The sequence below is a fragment of the Vibrio sp. 10N.237.312.B06 genome (assembly GCF_041464685.1).
Classification (GTDB): domain Bacteria; phylum Pseudomonadota; class Gammaproteobacteria; order Enterobacterales; family Vibrionaceae; genus Vibrio; species Vibrio tasmaniensis_A.
The window spans coordinates 1-1923 of the sequence record NZ_JBFSPI010000184.1; the positions used below are offsets into that span (position 1 = coordinate 1).

Annotated in this window: 2 protein-coding genes; one reads left to right on the plus strand and one right to left on the minus strand. The window is 40.1% G+C overall.

Annotated features, from left to right (window positions below):
• The first annotated feature begins 1196 nt into the window (after positions 1-1196).
• Positions 1197-1592 carry a DUF2391 family protein gene (locus tag AB6C75_RS23380; protein ID WP_372109488.1) on the plus strand — a complete coding sequence of 132 codons (396 nt, stop codon included), beginning with the start codon at positions 1197-1199 and terminating at the stop codon, positions 1590-1592.
• A 124-nt stretch (positions 1593-1716) separates the two neighbouring features.
• Here the strand turns inward: AB6C75_RS23380 and AB6C75_RS23385 are convergent.
• The coding region (locus AB6C75_RS23385; RefSeq protein ID WP_372109490.1) for a hypothetical protein at positions 1717-1923 on the minus strand (207 nt) is incomplete at its 5' end.

The window sequence follows — 1923 nt, forward strand, 5'->3', positions numbered from 1 at the left end:
TGTCACGCCGGGGGTCGCGGGTTCGAGTCCCGTCCACTCCGCCACTTATTAGAAAGCCTAGTCTTATGACTAGGCTTTCGTCGTTTCTGGATACGATAATTCTGTCTTCGACCAACGAGTCCCGGCCCGCCTGAGCACCCAAGTACTCCATCATTTATAAGAAGCCTCGCTAGAAATCGCGGGGCTTTTTTACATCTAAATTATAGTGTTCGCCCTTCCATTGAATGACTTTTACACAAGGTTTGCGCGTACCCCATGACTCCTAGTTAACGTGTCCCGTTATTCTGTTATTTATTAGAAAGTCTAACTCTACGATTAGAGTCTTTTTATTTGTATTTTCTACGCGAGTTGTTATTTGAAACGAGCATGCGTTTCACAAACGCATATAGCTTTAAGCTTAGCACTCAAATACTTTAGCTATGCGACGTTGTAAGTCAGGTTAATGAGACTGTTCTGACTCAGCTGTATCCATTCAATATCGAAGTTATATAAGCCTTACAACTCATCCTACGTGCCCTGCGTTTATAGATGTTTGCTTTACCAAGCGAGTGCACTTTAGTATTAGTTAACAGCCCTTCATCTACGATACCTGACTTCTGTTTTTATCTGTGAATCTAGAGGGTACTTCTGTTGTGTAATTAGGAATCGATCATGGATGTTTCTGCTAAGAGCGCTATAGCCCTTAATTAGGTGACTTCATCCTCTTGTTATGCATTAAGCTTAAACCACTCTTAATTGTATTGAACACCCTGTTTGAAAAGTATCTCAAAGGGGAAGTGGACTATATTTCAGGTTGAAGGAGAGAGTCGCTAGATTAAGGGCCCAAATTGGTGCCGGTGGGATACATATGCTAAGAAATAGAGAATTTCTCGTATTAGTGCAGTGATATTTATCATCCAATCAGATCGAGACTCTCTGGCTCTAGGTTCAGGTATCTTAGGAGATGTTTACCGGTCTCTTTTCTACTCTGATGTGTTTGTTGACTCGATATGAATTAGTTATGTTGACCACTTTACTCTGAACATATTGATTTCTTGCTGGTTAGTTCAAGCTATGTTTTGGCTATTGCGACTAATATGAAGCTAGAAGGGCGTTATTGTTCGCTTGGTAAGAATAGACTCAAAAAAATCATCGGGTGATATTTTAGTGATTATTTTAACAAATAGATAAAGCCTTAAAAGCTAATGGGGCGAACTATGAAATTAAGCTTTAACTTTGAAGATGCCAGTCAGATCTTTGTAGGATCTTTTGCTTTGGCTGTACCGATTTCTTTTTCCGAAGAAGCCTGGAAGTTAGGGGAGACTTTGCCTACTGCTAATCTGTTGTTGCTATTTTTATTATCAGCTGTGTTCTTAGGCTTTTATACTTATGAAAGTGTCTTTCAAAAAAATGTTGTTGCACGCATGCCTGTGTTTATTTTCAGAATTGTTATTGCTTATGCTATGACGGCGTTGGTGGTTGCTTTGGTACTGACATGTTTGGATAAGTTGCCTCTATGGAGTGATCCAATAGTCTCGTTTAAACGTGTCATTGTTATATCAATGCCCGCGTCTATGGGGGCTATTATAGTGGATAGTTTCGATAAAGAGTGAAATCCGTATATCACCCAGGTTAAGTCATCAACAGAGCCATTCTGGCGCTTATTTGGTTCACTCTTAGATAACACAAGTAGCAAGCTCGCTAGAAAGGTTTCGACATGTCGTTGGGTGATTAAAGCTAAATCAAAAGAGTAAAGCCTAATTGTTTTACAAGAAAATTAAGACTGAGAGTTTCTGTACTGAATGAGCGATTAGAAAGGTGAGGGGGATGGAGGCACACTAGGATCTTTAGATGCAAAAAAGCCGCATCAATGATGCGGCTTTTTTTAATTGGCTCCCCTTGCAAGACTTGAACTTGCGACATACGGATTAACAGTCCGCCGTT